A 17,132-nucleotide genomic window follows, 5' to 3' on the forward strand; every position below is an offset into this window, starting at 1 on the left:
AGCCCACGGTGAGCATCGCCGAAACCACCACCCCCACCCGCCGTGAGCAGCTCAAAGCCCAGCGCCGCGAACAACTCCTGGAGGCGGGCGCGCGCCTCATCGCCGACCGGGGTTTCCTGGGAATGCGGTTGGACGACCTAGGCGCGGCCGCTGGCATCAGCGGGCCAGCGGTGTACCGCCACTTCCCCAACAAGGAAGCCCTACTCGTCGAACTCCTGGTAGGCGTAAGCCAACGCCTCCTCGACGGCGGCAAGTCGGTCATCACCGCCGCCCCCACTCCCGCCGCCGCCCTCACCGGCTTGGTCGACTTCCACCTCGACTTCGCCTTCGGCGAGTCCGAACTGATCCGCATCCAGGATCGCGACCTGGAAAACCTCCCCGACACCGCCCGCCGCCAGGTCCGCCGCACCCAGCGCCAATACGTCGAACTCTGGGTAGCAGTCCTGCGCGACCTCCACCCGAACCTCCCCGAAGCCACGGCCCGAGTCCAAGCCCACGCCACCTTCGGCCTGATCAACTCCACTCCGCATAGCGCCCCCGCCACGACCGCCAACCGCGCCCGCCCGGTCCTACGGCAAATGGCCCTCGCTGCGCTCGGTTAATTGCAGGAAGATGGCATCTCGGATGGTGGGCAAAGAGATAAAAGATAAGTGCGCCTGGACAAGATAAAGACAAGACAAGAGCAAACCCCAACGAGCAGCCCGAAATGCCCGAGATAGCCTCCACCGCTGCACATCCCAGAGGTAGAACACGTTCAGGAGGGACATCAGGCTGGTCTAACCGGACAAAACCCCGGCTCATGTCCCCTCTCGATGAACGGGCCCCCCGACGCACCGCAACACGCCGACGCCCGGCCCCGACTCGGGCTTGCTCGCGCCCGATTCGCCGGATTCCCTGGCTGGGCAGGCGCTCAGTGGGACATGAGGCTGGGGTAATCGGACAAAACCCCGGCTCATGTCCCACTCGACGAACAGGCCCCCGGTGGGTGTCTCGAGTCTTTTCATCTCTTTCTCGTCCGGGCGCTCTTATCTTTTGGTCTTTGATCTTTGGTCTTTGGTTGTTGGTCCCGGAACGGGACCACAACCTTCCAGCCAGGCCGGAATCGCCGGACAACGGCACCCGATGGGGGAGCTCAAGCCGGGTACGGCAGGCGACGCCACCACGCAACAAGCTTTTGCTCTGCCGCTGGCGTAGCGCGCCTCCCGAGCCGACCCTCCGGGCAGTGCGGTTATCAAAGCGATGGCCGAAGGCCGAGCCGTCCCAGGAAAACACCAACGCCCGTGCCGCCGACAGCGGGTGTCGGCGTCACGGGCGGTGACGATGCGGAGTGTTCAGATGTTCGCGTGCGCGCAGGCCAGTGCGGCGGTGCGTTGCGCGGTAGTTCGGCGGTGGAACCACGCCGCGCGCGCATCGCGTTCCTCGCGGACCCGGATCCGGGCCTTCGCCAGCGCCAACTGCTCTTTGGAGTGGTGGCGATGATTCACCCGCGGCGTACCGGTCGGATCGATATGCGCCGGTGCGATCCACGCGGTACGACCCGGGAACTGGGAATCGGCACCGAGTTTCACCGTCTTCCAGCCGTCGGGGCCGTCATTGACCAGCGCATGGCAGTGATCACACGCCAGCGTCAAGTTCTCGATGTCGGTGTTTCCGCCGTCAGCCCATTCCGAAACATGGTGCACCGCAGTCAAGGTGGCGGGGGCGTTGCAGCCCGGGCGGGTGCAGCCGCGTTCGGCGGCGATGAGTGCGAGCCGCTGTGCGGGGTTGGCCAGGCGCTGCCCACGCCCGAGGTGCAGCGGCATGCCCGCGTGATCGAACAGGGCCAGGAACGGCAGTGCCTTCTCCGCCAGCTTCAACGCGGCCGGAATAGACACCGTGCCACCCGAAGCGGTGGTGACGACCCCGGCGGCGGACTCCAACTCGGCCAGGGACATGGTGATCACGGTCGAGACCGGCAGCCCACGATGAGACCCGAGTTCGGTCGGTCCCATTTCCGGGCGCAGCAACGCCTGCAACGCATCGTGATTGCGTTGCGCGGCACTGCGGCGATCCCGCTGGGCGGCCTCTTCGACCCGCTCACGGGAGACGGAATCATCGGCGACCCACGGGCTTTCGGGATCAGCCGGGTTGCACATGCCGGGTCGGGCCAGTTTGGCGAGCACCGGATCGAGCAACGCGCGCAGGGTGGGAGTGAGTTCGCCTTTAATCGGGGACATCCCATCGGCACGCTGACGCCCGATCACCACCCCACGCATACGGGCACGATCGGTGTCGTCGGTGAGTTTCCCGTCCGGGTCCAGGTGATCGATGATCCGCGCGCCGACCTTGGTCAGGTCATCAGGGCTCGCGGACCGCGCCAACTCGACCAGGATCTGCTCGGCGGCTTCGCGGTCCTCCCGCGGGATCAGATGCGGGATCCGGTCGGTGATCTTCGCAATCACGCGGGCATGATCGGCGGAGATCTCCCCGGCGGCTTGCGCGTTCGCGGTATGCGCCAGCATCGGCGCCAACGCCCGCCCCGCCACGTCATGCCAGATACCCAAATGCTTGGCGGCGTTCACCCGCGCGATCGCATCAGCATGCGACAGGCGCAGGGTTTCCTCCAGGAACCGCACCGGTGAACCCGCCCCGACCCGCTGGGGCAAGGACCGTTCGCACGCTTCCACAAGGAGGCGGTGCCCGAGCGCGGCCAACTGGCGTGTGCTGGTTTCGATGTCGTGCAGCAGCGCGGTGATCGAGGATTCGGGCAACGTGGTGAGGGAGGTATCGAGCAGGGCACCCACCGCGGTGGCCAGCGGGCTGGCCTCCGGCGCGGTGGGTGTTTCCCTGTTCGAACTCATGTGCTAATTCTACCGCGAATGATCAACGCAGAGAAGGGAATACCCCATCTGATCTGTGGATATTCAGACAATCTCGTTGTTCAAACGGCAACGCGGGCAGCCCCGAGGATGCCTGCAACGGCAGGATCGGATTCGGCAGCCTCGGCGAGGGCGGCGGCGAGGGTGGATTCGTAGGTGGCCCGGGCCTGTTGGTAGCGGGTGCGACCGGATTCGGTGAGGACGGTGTAGACGCCTCGCTTGTCGTCGGGGCAGAGGTCTCGGTAGGTGAGGTCGGCGGCATTGAGGCGGGAGACCAGGCGGGTTACCGAGCTTTGGTTGAGGCCGATTTTGGTGGCCAGGTCTTGCATGCGGAGTTCATTGTCGGGGGCGTCGTCCAGGGAGACCAGGGCTCGGTATTCGGAGAGGCCCAGGGCGTGGTGGCGTTGGAGGGCGGTCGCCAGGCGGGATTCGACGAGGGTGTGGAGGGTGAGGATGCGGGACCACATGTGGGTGTCGGTGATGGCTTCGGGGGCTTTGGCCTGCGGCGACATGTGGTGACTCCCTTGATGGTTCGGGGTGGGCGCCGGGGATTTCGGGCTACCCATTGACATGAGCTTACTTGTACATGCATGCTTTTGCCGTCAGTGATGTACTTGCATATACATACAACTACCAACCACAGGAGCCTCCCATGGCCTGGGTCTATTTGTTGATCGCGTCGGTGTTCGAGATCGTGTTCGCGCTGGCCACGAATGCCACGCAGGGGTTCACGGTGCTGGGGCCGTCACTGCTGACAGCGGCTGCCGCGGCGGGTGGGATCTTCTTCCTGAGTCTGGCGTTGACCTCACTGGACGTGGGGGTCGGGTACACGGTGTGGACCGGTATCGGGTCGGTGGGGACCGTGGTGTTCGGGTCCGTGCTGTTCCACGAGGAGATCACCGTCGCGAAGGTGGCGGCCTTCGTTTTGATCATCGGCGGCGTGCTGGGGCTGAAGATGGCCGACAAGCTCGCGAAGGCCGACAAGCCTGCCGAAACCACTCAGCTCGCCAATAGCGCTGCTTAACAACACGTTTCAAGGAGAACCGTCATGGCCTGGGTATATCTGATGATCGCCGCCGTATTCGAGATCGCGTTCGCACTGGGCACGAATGCCACGAAGGGGTTCACGCGGTTGTGGCCCTCGGTGTTCACGCTGCTCGCCGCCGCGGGAGGGATTTTCACGCTGAGTCTCGCGCTGAAGACACTGGATGTCGGTGTCGGGTACACGATTTGGACCGGCATCGGTGCGATCGGCACGGTCGTGTTCGGTGCGCTGATCTACAAGGAGAAGATCACGGTGCCGAAGTTGATCTCGTTCGCGGCGATCATCGCGGGGGCGATCACGTTGCGACTGGCGGGTGCCTGAGCCCGAATGTCTTCACGCACCGCGGAGTTCCCGCTCCGCGGTGCGAAGGACGAGGTGGAAGCCGCCCGCCACCACCGGCAGGAACAGGCGGGTGAAGACGCCCGACAGGATTGGCGACGCGATTTCGAAGGTGGAGAACCAGCGCACGTGGGTGCCGCTCGGGACCGCCTCGAAGGCGATGAAACCCTCCTGATGCCGAAGGGGCGGAACGGATTTCAAGAGGTGGTAGCGCATCAGATCGGGCGGGGAGTATTCGACGATCTCCTCGGTGAGGCGGATGAGCGGGGTGACGATGAGGCGAACCGCGCCGACCCCGTGGCTATTGGTGGTGCCGGGCCGAATCAGCGTGACGCGGCGAACGAAGGGCACACGCTGAAAGTTGGACGCGTCATTGAGCCATTCGAAGACATCGGGCAGTTCGGCGGGGATGGTGCGCTCAACATCGACCGTGCGCATTCCGGCTCCCGTTCTCATCCGACTCGAACCTGGGGGCAGCCTACGAGATCAACACCCGACAGGGATCGAAACGCGATGCAAGCCCCAGTTTGTGTGACTCGATTGAGATCCGGCCCGAATCAGATGAGCGCCTTATGCTTTCGCAGCCGTCGTTGCACATTTCGCATCATGTAGCGGGTGGGGGCGGTGCGCAGGAATCTGGGCACGAACCGATTCACGAAACCCACGAAGAGGAAAAGGTTTTCGAAGCGGCGCTGATCGGTCGGCGTCCACTCGACACCCATGAGCGCGCGGAAGTGCGGGGCCAGGAAGCCAGCCGTCAAGAACCGCAACAGACCGCCGAAAATCAGCCGTAAATACCAGTGGATCATGCGCAGATGCAGCAGGTCGTCGATGTAGGCGCGGACCTTGTCGTCCACGACCGTGCGCTGCACCGCCTGATTCCAGTAGACGTCGAATTCGGCCCGGTTGGCGGGCCACATGTCTTGCGGCACTTGCAATGTCGTGCCGAGCGGGGCCGACGTCGAATAGAAGGCCTCGGCCTGTTCGGCGTCCATCCTGCCGTGCAGCAGCTGGTAGGAATCCTCGAAGCCGATGTACAGGCAGGCCGCCACCCACAATTGCAGGTCGCGGTCGAAGGCGTTGTACTTCACGGCCGCACCGGGTTCGGACTTCACCTGGCGGTGCGCGACATTCACGGCCTCGCGGAAGGCCTCCCGTTCCTGCGGACTCCCCAGAATCGCGACGGCCAGATACGACGCCGTGGTGCGCAGCCGCTTCCAGGGCCGCACCATGAGCGCACCCGATTCCACCTTGCTGTCGGCGACGCCGTGACCCACGCCGGGATTCGTCATCTGCATGGCCACATTGGCGGCGGCCCCCGCGAACTGCCAGAAGTCCATCGCATCCGAGAGCCGCGGCGGGCGCTTGGTCTGCGAGCGGTGGATGGCGGGGACATGGACGCGGGTCTGTTCGGTGGTGAGTGGTTCCGCCGCGGTCATGGCAGTCCTTTCGAGCTGAATTGCCCATAACTTAGACCGATCGAAGCAGTGGGTCAACCATTTCAAAATGCCCACACACTGAAGAATCATGAGTAACATACGCAGCCATGCTGCAAAGGCTTGACCGATTACTGAGCTACGAGATGAAGGTCTCCGAGTTCCTCGGGACGCTCATTCTGCTGGGCGTCCCCTACGGCCTGATCGGGGTCGTCTGGACCCTCACGCACACCTCGCACCTGAAGCAGATGCACGGCATCGACGTGATCGTCTCGTTCCTCGGGTCGATCGTGTGCTGGCCGGTGCTCACCTTCGCGAATGTGTGCATGACGTAATGATGGCGCTGGTCTGGCTCATCGACCTCCTCGTCATGGGGATCAAGGTGCTCGGTGGGCGTACGAAGGTGAATCCCGTTTTCCGATACGGGCTCTGGGTCGCCGTGCTCGGCACGGTGGCCGCGGGCATCGCGGTGGTCGGCGTGCTGCTGGTGCTCCTGCAACACCATCTCGAAAATCTGGCCTAGGGGGACAGAGTGACCACCACCGAGTTGGAGAAGATCACCGCGAGTGTCGGCGGACTGTGGAAGAGACATCCGCAGCAGTCCCTGGAGACGCTCGGGCGGCAGGTGCTGCTGGGGCGAGAAGCCTTGCGGCAGTTGGTCATCTCATTGTTGCGCAGGCGATTCCCGTATCAGGAGTTCATCAAGCAGTGCGCGTTCATGACCAGCGTGTCGGCGGCTCCGACCGTGCTGGTGGCCATACCGATCGCGGTGGTCGTCTCGATTCAGGTCGGTGCGCTGGTGAATCAGGTCGGTGCGACCACCTTCATCGGCGCGGTGGCCGGGCTGGGCATCATCCGGCAGGGCGCACCGCTGGTGACCTCGCTCATGATCGCGGGCGCGGTCGGCTCGGCCATTACCGCCGATCTGGGCTCCCGGACCATTCGGGAGGAGATCGACGCCATGATGGTGATGGGCGTGGACCCGGTCCGGCGGCTGGTCGCTCCCCGGCTGGTGGCGGCCGTGCTGGTCAGCATGCTGTTGTGCGGGTTCATCGTGTTCGTCGGATTCGCGACGGCCTACATGTTCAACGTGTATGCCCAGCAGGGGACGCCGGGGTCCTTCATCGGCTCGTTCGCGTCCTTCGCGGTGGCCAATGATCTCGTGATCGCGCTCATCAAGGCGGCGATCTTCGGGGTGCTCACGGCGATCATCGCCTGCGATATCGGATTACACGCGCATGGCGGCCCGGGCGGTGTCGCCAATGCGGTGAACTCGGCGGTGGTCAGCTCGGCGCTCATGCTGTTCGCCACCAACATCATTCTGACCCAGCTGTACAACACCCTCTTCCCGACGAAGGTGATCTGAGGTGGGCGCAACCTACACTCCCCCGGCGCTGAAACCCGTTCGGCTGGTGAGCAATGCGGTCGCCGTACCGGTGCGGGCCAATCAGCGGCTCGGGCATCAGGTCATCACGTTCTTCCAGGCGCTGTTCGCGATTCCGTTCGTGCTGAAGCACTATCGCAAGGAAGTGCTGCGGCTGACCGCGGATGTGGGCTGGGGCAATGGCTCGCTCATTGTCGGCGGCGGCACCATCGGCGTGGTGGTGGCGCTGTGCGGCTTCGGCGGCATCACCGTCGGCATGGAATCGTTCACGGCGCTGAACCTGCTGACCATGAGCCCGCTGACCGGGGCCATCTCGGGCTTCGCCACCACGCGGGAGCTCGCGCCCATCATCGCCACCCTGGCCTTCGCGATTCAGGCCGGTTGCCGATTCACCGCGCAGCTGGGGTCCATGCGCATCTCGGAGGAGATCGACGCGCTGGAATCCATTGCCATCCGGCCACTTCCGTACCTGGTGAGCACCCGGATGATCGCGTCGACGCTGACCATCATCCCGCTCTACAGCGTCGGTCTGGCGACGGCGTATCTCGCCACCAAGCTGTCCGTACTGATCCTGGGCGGCACCACGGCGGGCACCTATGACCACTACTTCTTCCAATTCCTGCTGGGCCCGGACGTGTTCTGGTCGCTGCTCAAGGTCATGGTGTTCGTCCTGATCTCGACATTCATCCAGTGCTACTACGGCTATGTCGCCACCGGCGGGCCGGAGGGCGTCGGGGTGGCGGCGGGGCGGGCCATCAAGATGGTCATCGTCGTCATGGTCTTCACCAATCTCTTTATGACCCTGGCCATTTGGGGCATCGACCCCGGCTTCCGGATCTCGGGGTAGGCGCGATGATTCTCGATACCAGCGGGCGGGGACCCACGGCCCGTCAACTCACCCTCGCCGGATTGGCCATGCTGGCCGCGGTCGCACTGCTGCTGTACCTGCTCGGACTGCGCTATACCGGGCGGTTCGAGGAGCGGGTGCCGGTGACGGCCCTGCTGACCAGTACGGGCGACGGGCTGCCCGCACGCGCCGACGTCAAGTTCCGCGGCATGGTGGTGGGACGGGTGGAATCGGTCGAAGTGGTCGCCAAGGGCGTACGGCAGGAGGCCCGGATCTACCTGAAACCGGCTGTGGCGAGCACGATTCCGGCCACCGTCAAGGCCCGGGTGATCCCGAACAATATCTTCGGTGTCACCGCCGTCGAGCTGGTGGACGCCGAGCCGACGCACGAGACGCTGCGGGCGGGCGCGACCATTGCCGAGGACACCAGCACCGCGACGGTCCAATTGCAGACCACGCTCAATGTGCTGCGCACTGTCCTGAACAATATCCAGCCGGAGAAGCTGGGCCGGGTGCTCGGAACGCTCTCGGCGGCCTTGGATCCGCAGTCGCGGGTACCCGGCTCCACGATTGAGCGGCTCGACACCTGGCTGACCGAGGTGCATTCGATTCCCGGCATCGGGAATATGCTCGGCGATCTCGGCAGGGCCGCAACGGCTTTGAGCGTTTCCGCGCCCGATCTCGTCGGCGTGCTGTCGAAATCGGTGACCACCGCGCGCACCCTGACCGAGCAGCGCGCCAACCTGGTGGCGCTGCTGACCAATGGCGGCGCTGCGGTGGACTCGGTCAACGGCCTGTTCGCCCGCAATCCGGATTCCGGGAGGTTCCTGGTCGCCGGGCTGGACGAGCTGTTCGGCGGCCTCGCCAAGGATCCTCAGGCCATTCCCTACACGGTCGCGAATCTCAATACCGCGCTGCAACGCCTCCAGGGCGTCTTCAGCTTCGGACCGAATAAACAGATGGTGTGGAAAATGGACGTGACCTTCACGCCGTTCCAGCAGTACACGGCCAAGGATTGCCCGCACTACGGCGATATGGCCGGACCGCGCTGCGGCGGCTCAACGGTGCCGGAAACCGCTCCGGCGCAACAGGTTCCGGACCAGTACAAGTCACTGCTTCTCCTGCTCGGGCCGAAACTCGCGAGCGATCTGACCACGTCCGGGGGTGGGTCGTGAAATCACGAAAGGCTTTGGCGGGCTTCGGCTTGTTCGCCATCATCGCGGTGACGCTGACCTACACCATGTGGTCCACCCTGCAACGATCCGTACCCGGCAGCACGAACAGCTACTCAGCCGTCTTCTCCGATGTACTCGGCCTGCGGGTCGGCGACGATGTCCGCATGGCCGGGGTACGGGTCGGCCGGGTCGACAAGATCGACTTCACCGAGGGCTATCGGGCCCGGGTCGACTTCCGGATTCAGGACGACCAGCATCCGACCACTTCCACCAAGGCGCTGGTCAGGTATCAGAACCTGATCGGCCAACGGTATGTGGCACTCATGCCGGGCAAGGACGCCGGGCAGCCCATGAAATCGGGCGAGCAGATCCCCATCGAGCGGACCGAACCATCATTCGACGTGTCCGCACTGCTGTCCGGCTTCGAGCCGCTGTTCAGCGTGCTGCAACCGGATCAGGTGAACTCGCTGTCGGAGACGTTGATCCAGGCGCTGCAAGGCAATGGCGTATCGCTGAGCGCACTGGTCACCCAGGCCGCGCAACTGGCCGGAACCTTCGGGCAGCGCGACCAGATCCTCGGCGATGTGGTGTCCAATCTCAGCAGCGTGATCTCGGGGCTGGCCAATCGCAGCAGTGAGCTGGAGACGCTCATTACGCAGACCAGATCGCTGACCGAAGCGCTCTATTCGCAGGGCGAATCGCTGAAGAGCTCGGTGGATCATGTTGCGACGGCGACCAATTCGCTGGTCGATCTGCTGGCACAGGTGAAACCCGGTGTGGCCCAGGCGCAGAACGACGCCACCACCGGTATCGCCCTGCTGCTGCTCAATGGCGCGTCGCTGGATCAGGCGGCCGTCGAACTGCCCAATTTCCTGAATGGTCTGGCGCGCTTCACCGGTTACGGCACCTACGGCAATGCCTACATCTGCCGCCTGGATATTTCGCTGTGGGGTGTCGCGCTACCCGCGGGAGTGTTCTCCCAGATCGGCGGACCGGCTCAATCGGAGGTGTGCCGATGATCAAGCGACTACGACTGCCCGGCAACAGATATCTGCGCGTGGGTCTGCTCGCCGCCGGATTCGTGGTGCTGTTGCTGGTCGGTTCGACGGCCTTCAAGCAGGCGCGATTGGGCGACAAGACGATTCACGCCGAATTCGCGCAGGCCGCCGGGCTGCGCTCGGGGGCCACGGTGGACGTGTCCGGTATCGAGGTGGGGACGGTATCGGCGGTCAAGCTGGACAACGGCAAGGTGCTCGCCGATCTGAAGGTCCGCAAGGATCTGCGGCTGGGCCCGGATGCCAAGGCGGCCATCAAGATGTCCACCATTCTCGGCCGCCTGCACGTGGAGCTGACGCCGGGCAATGGGCAGGGCCTGCCCGGCGATCGGATCAAGCTCGGGAACACCTCGGTCCCCTACAACCTGGGCAAGGTCGTTCAGGATCCGAAGTACAAGTCCTCCTTCGAGCACATCGAGCGCCTCGACCCGCAGAAACTTCGGCAGGCCCTGGACCTGGTCGACCACCAGCTGGGCGACTCCCCCGACCTGGCGGTCAAGGCCCTGGACAGCATCGGCGCGCTGGCCAAGGTGATCAGCGACCGCCGCGACGAGGTGGACACCTTACTGAAAGGCATGGACACGGTCTCGCAACTGGCCGCGGACAATCAGTCCAGCGTGCTGCTCCTGCTCACGCGCGGCGAGGCCATCGGCACGGCGGTGCAACAGCGGCAGACATTGCTGCAACAGCTTCTGGACAATGTCGCCGGGCTCTCGCGCCTGCTCCAAGACATGGGCCTGGAGAACAACAATCAGCTCAGCCCGCTGATCGCCGATCTCAACACCATGTCCGAGGGCCTGGAGAAGAACCGCGACAACCTGTCCCGGCTCTACGAGATCATGCCGGTGGCCTTGCGGCAGTTCAACAATGTGGTCGGCAATGGCCCGTACGGCGAGGTGTACGCGCCGTGGATCTTCCCGGACAACTGGCTGTGCGCGGCGCAGGCCATTCAGGGGTGCAAGTAATGAGAATTCGACCGATGCTGAAGCTGGCCGCGGTCTGCTTCGTCGCGACGGTGGGGTCGGGGTGCTCGATGCTGCCGGACTCGCTGAATCCGGGGCAGTATCTCGGTGACTACATGAAGGTCAGCGCGGACTTCGAGAGCGTGGCCGGGCTGTACGCGGGCAATGAGGTGGACGTGCTCGGCGTTCCGGTGGGAACCGTCGAATCCGTCACGCCCAAGGGCAGTTACGTGCAGGTGGTCATGTCCCTGGAACGGGACGTCAAGGTGCCCGCCGATGTGATCGCGGCGCTGGTGAATCCGCAACTCATCACCAATCGCCATGTGGAACTGGCCCCCGCCTACACCGGCGACGGGCCGACCCTGAAGGACGGCGAGCATATTCCCTTGCCGCGCACCCGGGTTCCGGTCGAGCTCGACCGCATCCTGGCCAACTTCGACCAACTCGGCGCGGCGCTGAAGGGCGACAGCGATACCGGGCCGATGGCCAGCCGTGTGCTGTTCCCGCTCTTGAACGGCAATGGCGACCGCCTGCGCGAAACCCTGGACGCTCTTTCGTCCGCCTTCGAGGTGAGTTTCGCCAATAAGGACCAGATCGCCAACACCATCATCAAGCTGAACGAGATCACCCAGGTGATCGCGGGCAATGACCAGACGGTGCGCGACTTCAGCGGCAGGCTCACCGATCTGGTGAATCTCATGGGGCAGCAGGCTCCCGGCCTGCAAGCGGTGCTGACTCAGCTCGACAACTTCGTCACCAATACCGCGACCCTGGTGGGCGACAACAAGGATCAACTGGCCGGGGCGCTGACCCGATTCGTCGCCATCACCGATCAGATGCGCGCCAACTCCCGCGGTCTCACCGAGATCGTGGATGTCGGCCCGCTCATGTTCCAGAACCTGGCCAACGCCACCAGCCGCGAACACCAGGCACTGCGCCTGCACGGCCTGCTGGACAAATCCGTGCTCGACAGCGAGGCGCTCTCGGTGTTCTGCGAACGCGTCCTCATCCGCCTGGACGGCTGCCGCACCGGGAAGATCCAGGACTTCGGCCCCGACTTCGGCCTCACCGCAGCACTACTGGGGATCGTGAACCTGAAATGACCAGACGAATCCGAACTCTCGCCGTCGGTGCGGCCATTGCCGCGGCCGCGTTGACCGGCGCGACGAGCTGCGCGGTGACCGTGTCCGACGTGCCGATGCCCAAGCCCGGCATCGGCGGACCCGGCTACACGATTCACGCGGCCTTCAATGACGCGCTGAACCTGCCCGATCGGGCGCACGTGAAGATCGGCGGCAGCGATATCGGGGTGGTCACCAAGATCAAGACCACCAACTTCCTCGCCGATATCGAGATGCTCATTCGCGAGGACATTCGGTTGCCGCGCGGTACGACCGCCGAACTGCGGCAAGGGACTCCGCTCGGCGACATGTTCGTGGCGATGACGCTGCCGTCCGCACAGGAGGCCGGTCCGGAACTGCGCGAGGGCGATGTCCTCGGGACCGACAAGACCTCGGCGGGCGCCTCCGTGGAACAGCTCATGATGTCGATCTCGCTGCTACTCAATGGCGGCGGCATCAATCAGGCGGCGCGGATCACCTCGCAAATGGACTCCATGTTCGGCGGGCGCGCACCGGAGCTGTCCCATCTGATCACCGAAATGACCGATGTGATCACCGCTTTGAACCGGCGCACCGGAGATATCGACGGCGTGCTGGGCGGGATGAACACCCTCGCGGGCGAATTGGCCCGGCGCAAGGCCGAACTCGGCACCGCCGCGGACACGTTCCCGCAGCTGATCGGGCTCTTCGCCGAGAACAATCAGCAGATCGTGGACCTGCTGACCAAGGTGTCCACCTCCATGACCGCGCTCGGCGACTTCACCGGCACCACCGGCGACTCGTTCGTGAGCCTGTTCACCAGCATTCAACAGCTCATGTCCGGATTCACGCAGATGGGCGACAACCTGACCGGCACGCTGGATGGGCTGCACGCCGTCTACCCCAATCTGATGGCCAGCTTCAAGGGCCCGACGTTGGCGGTGGCCGCGACCGTCTCGTACCTGAGCATCGGCGCGCTCACCGATCCCAGCGGCAGCCGCTGGCCCGAACTCGGGGACGCGTCGCAGTTCGTGGGCAGCCTGGTGCAGGTGCTGGAGAAGGTGTTCGGGCGGCTCACCAGCCCGCCACAACCGCAGCCGGATCCGGCTCAGCCGGGAGGTGGACGATGAATTCCCCGCTCTGGCAATGGATCCTGCGGCATCGAATCGGCATCGCCAATGCCGGGCTGATCGTGGTGCTACTGCTCGGCAGTGGCTATATCGGCGGATCGGTGCTGCGGTTCAATCCGCTGCCGCACACCTACACCGTGACCGTGGAGCTGGTCTCCTCCGGTGGACTGGCGAAGGGCAATGACGTCACCTTCCGAGGGAGCCGGGTCGGGCGGGTCAGCGATGTGCACGTCTCGGGCGACGGTGTCGCCGCGAATGCCGAGATCGATGATTCGGCGCGAATTCCGGTGGGCGGCACCGTCGCCGTGGGACGGCTGTCCGCCGCCGGTGAGCAGTACCTGGACTTCCGGCCCGATACCGACACCGGGCCATATCTGCGCGATGGCTCGGTCGTGGAGCGGGCCCGGACCGGTGTTCCGGTGGCGATTCAATCCGTGTTCGCGAATCTCGGCGATCTCATCGGCGGTATGAACCCCGACCGGTTGAACGTCATCATCGACGAACTCGACAAGGCTCTCGCGGGCGGACCGGACAAACTGCGCAATATGGTCTCCGGCATCAGCCGGGCCATGTCGGGGCTCACCGATCTCCTACCGCAGACCAGGCAGCTCATCGAGAATCTCGAGGTCATCGCCGACACCACCTCGCATGCCCAGCCCGACCTCGGCACCCTCACCAAGGCGGGCAGCACGCTGTTCGACCAATTCGCCTCCGCCGACAAGGAATTGCGCACGCTGCTGCAGAACGGACCGGGCCAGCTGACCACGCTCGGCGGGTTCCTCACCGACACCGCCGATCCCATGACCAATCTGGTGACGAACTTCGTGGCCATCACCAAGGCGGCCAAACTCCGCCAGCCCGCCATCGCCGCACTCTTCCCCGCGCTGCGCGTCGGGTCCGAGTCCCTCGGCATCCCGGCACACGATGGCGCGTACAACACCCTCGTCGATCCCTGGCCGCGCCCGACCTGCGAATACGACACCATCCCGGTGGTTCCGACGAACGCGACGGTCGACACCCGGGTGCGCCTCTACAACTACTGCGTCACCAATAACCCCGCGCTCCAGATTCGCGGCTCGGCCAATGCGCCGCGACCCGATGTGCCGGACAACGGCGCGACCGCACCGCCGGGCGTCACCGGCAATGAACTCTCCCAGCCCGTGCCCCGATAGGAGCGAGAAACCTTGAGCGAGATCGACCTCGAAAAGCTGGCGGCCGGAGAAGAGACGGCGGCTGAATCAGCGGAGACCGAGCCCAACAGCCCCGCCGAGCCCGGCAGCCCCGCCGAGCCTGGCAGCCCCGCCGAAACCGGCAGCCCCGCCGAAACCGGCAGCCTCGCCGAAACCGGCGGCGCGAGCGAAACCGGAAGGCCCGCGCGCCGCTTCGCGCTGCCCTCGCTCGGCACGCGCACGAAGGTCGCGGTCCGCGCCGCCGCTGTGGTCGCGCTTGCCGCGTCCATCGGCACCAGCGTGTTCTTCTTCGCACAGGACCGGGACAAGCAGGCGCTGCTCGACGCGCACGAGGCTGCCCGAACCGCCGCCTGCGCCTACGCGCCCCTGCTGGCCACCTATGACGCCAAGAATCTCGACGCCTATTTCAAGTCCGTGCTCGACGGCGCGACCGGTGACTGGCACACGCAGTTCGATTCCACCACCAAGGATCTGCGTGACGCGCTCACCCAGGGCCAGGTGGTGTCGCGGGCCACCGACGTGCAGTGCGCGGTCCGCAGCGGCGATCGGGATTCGGCGGAGGCCATTGTGGTGATCGAGCAGACGATCACGAGCCTGGGCACCCAGAACAAGCCCATGCCGGGTCAATTGTCGATGGTCATGCGGCTGGAACGCCACGATGACCGCTGGCTGGTGAACAAGGTGAACTCCCCGCTGGCGCAGCGGTCGCAGCCGTGACCCGGGGCCGCCAACCCGGCAGGGACGCAAAAGACCTGGTGACTACCATTGTCGATATGACTGTCGAGCAGCCGCAGCGCGTCATCCGCCGTCGGCCCAAGAACCGGCGGGCCCAGATCGCGGCCACCTCGGCTGCCGCGTTCGGTTCGCTCGGCTATCACGGCGTGAGCATGGAGGATATTGCCGCCCGGCTCGGAATCTCCTCGGCCGCACTGTATCGGCACTATCCGAGCAAGTACGCGCTGTTCCGCGAGGAGCTGCTACGGCTGGGGCAGCTGACCATGGATTCGGCCGTGCCGCCGGACGAGTCCGAGGGCTTCACCCCCCGCGAGCGGTTGAACCGCGTGCTGGACAAGCTGATCGCCGAGACCATCACCAATCGGACGACCGTCGCCCTGGTGCGCTGGGAGCAGCGCTATCTCGACGACACCGACCGGCAGACCCTGGAGGATCAGTTCACCTCCGCGCTGAGCACGCTGCGGCGGCTGATCAAGGATGTCCGGCCCGAACTGGACGGTCACGATCGCGCGGTGCGGGCGGTCACGCTGCTCAGCGTGATCAGCAGCGTCGGCGACCATCACGCCACCCTGCCGGTGAAATCGCTGACCGCGCTGCTGCATTCGGCCTGCGATTGCATTATCGCGGCCGAACTGCCCCCGCCCGGCACCGCCGCGGACGTCCCGCGTGCGGTGGAGATCCCGCAGTCGTTCAAGCATGAGCTGCTGTTGAAGAAGGCCGTGGAGCTCTTCCACGAGCGCGGCTATCCCAATGTGAGCGTGGAGGATATCGCGGCGGCGGCCGAGCTGTCGGCGGCATCCGCGGTGTACCGGTACTACCGGAGCAAGAGCGATCTGCTGGCCGCGGCCTTCCGGAGAGCGGCGGATCGCGTGTCCGGTGCGATCGGCCCGGCGGTGTCCTCCTCGTCGAGTCCCGCCGAAGCCTTGACCAAGCTCGTCGACCTCTATGTCGCGGGCTCGTTCGCCGAACGCGAGCTGACCTTCGTCTACTACGCGGAATTCGGGCATGTCTCGCCCGAGGAGCGCACCATGCTGCGCAATGTGCAGCGCCTCATCGTCGCCGAGTGGGTGCGCCTGCTGGTGGCGGTGCGACCGGAATTGTCCGAGGGCGAAGCCCGAATCCTGGTGCAGGCCGCCTTCGGCCTGGTCGTGGACCTGGGCCGGGTCTTCGGCGACGATCCGATCTGCCCCCAGGAGAGAGTGATTCGCCTCATGGAGGTCACCCTCTTCGGCGCCGTACCCAGTTTCGCCTCGCACTGAGCGATTCGAGCGACGGCGGCCGGACCCTGATCCCGTGGGCGGGTTCCGGCTACCGTCGCGACCGGGCGTCAGCGAACCGACGCCCGGCCCACCGCGGCCGGGTGTGTGGGGTAGGGGGCACTCCTACCCGCCGGCCTTGGCGATTGTGGAAACGGGCGTGAAGGGCGCGTAGTCACGCACGTGTCCGCCATCCCAGTCCCACAACGAGATCGGATCGACCGAGACGCCGCTCTGGAGGATGAGACGCCAGCCGGCGTCTTCGCGCTGCCAGATATCACCGTCGCGATCCCAGTAGAGACCGACGATGCGCGGCTCGATCGTCTGACTCCGGCTCATGCTGTTCCTCTCCACTTCGTAGCTATCGGACAGCGATTGAGTGGGGACGGTCGGTCGCGTGTGATCGCTTCCGATCGCCGCCATTGCGGCCCCATAGCGTTCGGCGGATGCCCATACCGTCACCATTGGAAATCCCTTCGTTGTGTCGGTATCCATAAGTATTCGCCGACGCACTTCCGGGAATCTTTCGCGCGGATTAGGGCATGTCTTCTGCCTTAATATATTTGCCAATCATTCGCCAGCGAACGAAGCGAAGGGGGTGAGTTGAATTCGCGCGCAGG

Annotated in this window: 20 protein-coding genes; 15 read left to right on the plus strand and 5 right to left on the minus strand. The window is 65.0% G+C overall.

Annotation, left to right across the window (positions count from 1 at the left end; genetic code table 11):
- Positions 1-8: 8 nt before the first annotated feature.
- Positions 9-602 carry a helix-turn-helix domain-containing protein gene (locus tag AB0N05_RS03375; protein WP_364686988.1) on the plus strand — a complete coding sequence of 198 codons (594 nt, stop codon included), beginning with the start codon at positions 9-11 and terminating at the stop codon, positions 600-602.
- Positions 603-1,331: 729 nt separating this feature from the next.
- Here AB0N05_RS03375 and AB0N05_RS03380 read toward each other — a convergent pair.
- Positions 1,332-2,840: a DUF222 domain-containing protein gene (locus AB0N05_RS03380; protein ID WP_364686990.1), complete on the minus strand. Its 1,509-nt coding sequence runs from the start codon at positions 2,838-2,840 to the stop codon at positions 1,332-1,334.
- Positions 2,841-2,920: 80 nt separating this feature from the next.
- Positions 2,921-3,370 (minus strand): MarR family transcriptional regulator, encoded by a 450-nt coding sequence (locus tag AB0N05_RS03385; RefSeq protein ID WP_364686992.1) that lies wholly within the window; start codon positions 3,368-3,370, stop codon positions 2,921-2,923.
- 140 nt (positions 3,371-3,510) lie between these two features.
- Between AB0N05_RS03385 and AB0N05_RS03390 the strand changes: the two genes are divergently transcribed.
- Together AB0N05_RS03390 and AB0N05_RS03395 are read left to right on the plus strand one after the other, a co-directional pair.
- The gene (locus tag AB0N05_RS03390; RefSeq protein ID WP_364686994.1) at positions 3,511-3,882 is read left to right on the plus strand and encodes a multidrug efflux SMR transporter; all 372 of its coding nucleotides are present in this window, start codon (positions 3,511-3,513) and stop codon (positions 3,880-3,882) included.
- Positions 3,883-3,906: 24 nt separating this feature from the next.
- Positions 3,907-4,224 carry a multidrug efflux SMR transporter gene (locus AB0N05_RS03395; protein WP_364686996.1) on the plus strand — a complete coding sequence of 106 codons (318 nt, stop codon included), beginning with the start codon at positions 3,907-3,909 and terminating at the stop codon, positions 4,222-4,224.
- Positions 4,225-4,236: 12 nt separating this feature from the next.
- Here the strand turns inward: AB0N05_RS03395 and AB0N05_RS03400 are convergent, their stop codons facing one another.
- Both AB0N05_RS03400 and AB0N05_RS03405 read right to left on the minus strand, forming a co-directional pair.
- On the minus strand, positions 4,237-4,680 hold the full coding sequence (locus AB0N05_RS03400) for an SRPBCC family protein (protein WP_364686998.1): 444 nt from the start codon (positions 4,678-4,680) through the stop codon (positions 4,237-4,239).
- A 119-nt stretch (positions 4,681-4,799) separates the two neighbouring features.
- On the minus strand, positions 4,800-5,681 hold the full coding sequence (locus tag AB0N05_RS03405; RefSeq protein WP_364687000.1) for an oxygenase MpaB family protein: 882 nt from the start codon (positions 5,679-5,681) through the stop codon (positions 4,800-4,802).
- Positions 5,682-5,788: 107 nt separating this feature from the next.
- Between AB0N05_RS03405 and AB0N05_RS03410 the strand changes: the two genes are divergently transcribed.
- The 12 genes from AB0N05_RS03410 to AB0N05_RS03465 are packed head-to-tail and all read left to right on the plus strand — an operon-like array spanning position 5,789 to position 16,515.
- Positions 5,789-6,013, plus strand: coding sequence for a hypothetical protein (locus AB0N05_RS03410; RefSeq protein WP_364687002.1), 225 nt, complete (start codon positions 5,789-5,791; stop codon positions 6,011-6,013).
- Positions 6,013-6,201, plus strand: coding sequence for a hypothetical protein (locus tag AB0N05_RS03415; RefSeq protein WP_364687004.1), 189 nt, complete (start codon positions 6,013-6,015; stop codon positions 6,199-6,201). Before AB0N05_RS03410 ends, AB0N05_RS03415 begins: the two co-directional genes overlap by 1 nt.
- 9 nt (positions 6,202-6,210) lie before the next feature.
- Complete coding sequence (locus AB0N05_RS03420) at positions 6,211-7,044, plus strand: ABC transporter permease (RefSeq protein ID WP_364687006.1); 834 nt, start codon at positions 6,211-6,213, stop codon at positions 7,042-7,044.
- A gap of 1 nt (position 7,045) precedes the next feature.
- Positions 7,046-7,909 (plus strand): ABC transporter permease, encoded by an 864-nt coding sequence (locus tag AB0N05_RS03425; RefSeq protein WP_364687008.1) that lies wholly within the window; start codon positions 7,046-7,048, stop codon positions 7,907-7,909.
- A 5-nt stretch (positions 7,910-7,914) separates the two neighbouring features.
- Complete coding sequence (locus tag AB0N05_RS03430; RefSeq protein ID WP_364687010.1) at positions 7,915-9,084, plus strand: MCE family protein; 1,170 nt, start codon at positions 7,915-7,917, stop codon at positions 9,082-9,084.
- Positions 9,081-10,103 carry an MlaD family protein gene (locus AB0N05_RS03435; RefSeq protein ID WP_364687012.1) on the plus strand — a complete coding sequence of 341 codons (1,023 nt, stop codon included), beginning with the start codon at positions 9,081-9,083 and terminating at the stop codon, positions 10,101-10,103. The genes AB0N05_RS03430 and AB0N05_RS03435 overlap by 4 nt, the downstream gene beginning before the upstream one ends.
- The gene (locus tag AB0N05_RS03440; protein ID WP_364687013.1) at positions 10,100-11,104 is read left to right on the plus strand and encodes an MlaD family protein; all 1,005 of its coding nucleotides are present in this window, start codon (positions 10,100-10,102) and stop codon (positions 11,102-11,104) included. Before AB0N05_RS03435 ends, AB0N05_RS03440 begins: the two co-directional genes overlap by 4 nt.
- Positions 11,104-12,204, plus strand: coding sequence for an MCE family protein (locus AB0N05_RS03445; protein ID WP_364687015.1), 1,101 nt, complete (start codon positions 11,104-11,106; stop codon positions 12,202-12,204). The genes AB0N05_RS03440 and AB0N05_RS03445 overlap by 1 nt, the downstream gene beginning before the upstream one ends.
- Positions 12,201-13,331 carry an MCE family protein gene (locus AB0N05_RS03450; protein ID WP_364687017.1) on the plus strand — a complete coding sequence of 377 codons (1,131 nt, stop codon included), beginning with the start codon at positions 12,201-12,203 and terminating at the stop codon, positions 13,329-13,331. Before AB0N05_RS03445 ends, AB0N05_RS03450 begins: the two co-directional genes overlap by 4 nt.
- The gene (locus AB0N05_RS03455; RefSeq protein WP_364687019.1) at positions 13,328-14,503 is read left to right on the plus strand and encodes an MCE family protein; all 1,176 of its coding nucleotides are present in this window, start codon (positions 13,328-13,330) and stop codon (positions 14,501-14,503) included. Before AB0N05_RS03450 ends, AB0N05_RS03455 begins: the two co-directional genes overlap by 4 nt.
- Positions 14,504-14,515: 12 nt before the next feature.
- Positions 14,516-15,238 carry a hypothetical protein gene (locus tag AB0N05_RS03460; RefSeq protein WP_364687021.1) on the plus strand — a complete coding sequence of 241 codons (723 nt, stop codon included), beginning with the start codon at positions 14,516-14,518 and terminating at the stop codon, positions 15,236-15,238.
- A 56-nt stretch (positions 15,239-15,294) separates the two neighbouring features.
- Positions 15,295-16,515, plus strand: coding sequence for a TetR family transcriptional regulator (locus AB0N05_RS03465; RefSeq protein ID WP_364687023.1), 1,221 nt, complete (start codon positions 15,295-15,297; stop codon positions 16,513-16,515).
- A gap of 123 nt (positions 16,516-16,638) precedes the next feature.
- Here the strand turns inward: AB0N05_RS03465 and AB0N05_RS03470 are convergent, their stop codons facing one another.
- On the minus strand, positions 16,639-16,977 hold the full coding sequence (locus AB0N05_RS03470; protein ID WP_364687025.1) for a hypothetical protein: 339 nt from the start codon (positions 16,975-16,977) through the stop codon (positions 16,639-16,641).
- Between the last annotated feature and the right edge of the window lie 155 nt (positions 16,978-17,132).

The sequence above is a fragment of the Nocardia sp. NPDC051030 genome, from assembly GCF_040683015.1.
Lineage (GTDB): Bacteria > Actinomycetota > Actinomycetes > Mycobacteriales > Mycobacteriaceae > Nocardia.

Coding starts and splice junctions, on each gene's coding strand:
- AB0N05_RS03380 (WP_364686990.1), bottom strand. CDS start 2,840: ATGAGTTCGAACAGGGAAACACCCACCGCGCCGGAGGCCAGCCCGCTG.
- AB0N05_RS03385 (WP_364686992.1), bottom strand. CDS start 3,370: ATGTCGCCGCAGGCCAAAGCCCCCGAAGCCATCACCGACACCCACATG.
- AB0N05_RS03390 (WP_364686994.1), top strand. CDS start 3,511: ATGGCCTGGGTCTATTTGTTGATCGCGTCGGTGTTCGAGATCGTGTTC.
- AB0N05_RS03395 (WP_364686996.1), top strand. CDS start 3,907: ATGGCCTGGGTATATCTGATGATCGCCGCCGTATTCGAGATCGCGTTC.
- AB0N05_RS03400 (WP_364686998.1), bottom strand. CDS start 4,680: ATGCGCACGGTCGATGTTGAGCGCACCATCCCCGCCGAACTGCCCGAT.
- AB0N05_RS03405 (WP_364687000.1), bottom strand. CDS start 5,681: ATGACCGCGGCGGAACCACTCACCACCGAACAGACCCGCGTCCATGTC.
- AB0N05_RS03410 (WP_364687002.1), top strand. CDS start 5,789: ATGCTGCAAAGGCTTGACCGATTACTGAGCTACGAGATGAAGGTCTCC.
- AB0N05_RS03415 (WP_364687004.1), top strand. CDS start 6,013: ATGATGGCGCTGGTCTGGCTCATCGACCTCCTCGTCATGGGGATCAAG.
- AB0N05_RS03430 (WP_364687010.1), top strand. CDS start 7,915: ATGATTCTCGATACCAGCGGGCGGGGACCCACGGCCCGTCAACTCACC.
- AB0N05_RS03440 (WP_364687013.1), top strand. CDS start 10,100: ATGATCAAGCGACTACGACTGCCCGGCAACAGATATCTGCGCGTGGGT.
- AB0N05_RS03445 (WP_364687015.1), top strand. CDS start 11,104: ATGAGAATTCGACCGATGCTGAAGCTGGCCGCGGTCTGCTTCGTCGCG.
- AB0N05_RS03450 (WP_364687017.1), top strand. CDS start 12,201: ATGACCAGACGAATCCGAACTCTCGCCGTCGGTGCGGCCATTGCCGCG.
- AB0N05_RS03455 (WP_364687019.1), top strand. CDS start 13,328: ATGAATTCCCCGCTCTGGCAATGGATCCTGCGGCATCGAATCGGCATC.
- AB0N05_RS03465 (WP_364687023.1), top strand. CDS start 15,295: ATGACTGTCGAGCAGCCGCAGCGCGTCATCCGCCGTCGGCCCAAGAAC.
- AB0N05_RS03470 (WP_364687025.1), bottom strand. CDS start 16,977: ATGGTGACGGTATGGGCATCCGCCGAACGCTATGGGGCCGCAATGGCG.